The 614-nt window shown below is 67.6% G+C and carries 1 protein-coding gene; it reads left to right on the top strand.

Translation table 11 applies throughout. The annotated features are described in order from the left end of the window. Window positions 1–174: 174 nt before the first annotated feature. Window positions 175–614, top strand: a 440-nt coding sequence (locus MOV75_RS41095; protein WP_247008576.1) for an alcohol dehydrogenase catalytic domain-containing protein, incomplete at its 3' end; no start/stop codon positions are given.

Below are 614 nucleotides of genomic sequence, written 5' to 3'. Positions count from 1 at the left end.
GCTGGTCTATCTGTTCGAGCGCACCGCCTGGCCGAAGGCCGCCGCCGGCGCGGCCCGCACTGCGGCGCAAGGGCCCAAAATCGACATCGGCGCGCGGATGCGCGGGATGTGGCGGTAGACACAAGAGGCCAGTCTCGGGACCTGTCAGGATAACTGGAACAGCAGAGGTCCGACATGAAAGCCGTCGTCGTCGAGCAATACGCAACCATCGATCAGATCGAGCTGAGGGACATCCCGCCCCCGTCGATGGAGCCGGGGCAATTGCGCATCCGCGTGGAAGCCGCCGGGATCGGCTTTGTCGACGGTTTGAAGATCGAGGGGCGCTATCAGACCAAGGATCCCCTGCCCTTCATTCCGGGAACGGAGTTCGCAGGCGTGGTGACGGACGCGCCCGGCGCACCCGGCGGCTATCAGCCCGGCATGCGCGTGATGGGCATGACGCGGTCTGGCGCGCTTGCGGAAGAGATCGTCGTTGGCCCCGCCGCGCTCCATCCCCTGCCCGACGGCGTTGCGGCCGAGGTCGCCGCCTCGTTTCGCGCCAACTATCTGACCGCGCTCTATGCGCTGAGCGCCCGCGCCATGCTGGTCGCAGGCGAGCAGCTCCTGGTGCTGGG

Origin of the sequence: Bradyrhizobium sp. PRIMUS42 (assembly GCF_023006515.1) — a bacterium.
Lineage (GTDB): Bacteria > Pseudomonadota > Alphaproteobacteria > Rhizobiales > Xanthobacteraceae > Bradyrhizobium.
The sequence above is the reverse complement of the archived record's forward strand: the minus strand, read 5'-3'. Positions and strand labels throughout refer to the sequence as shown.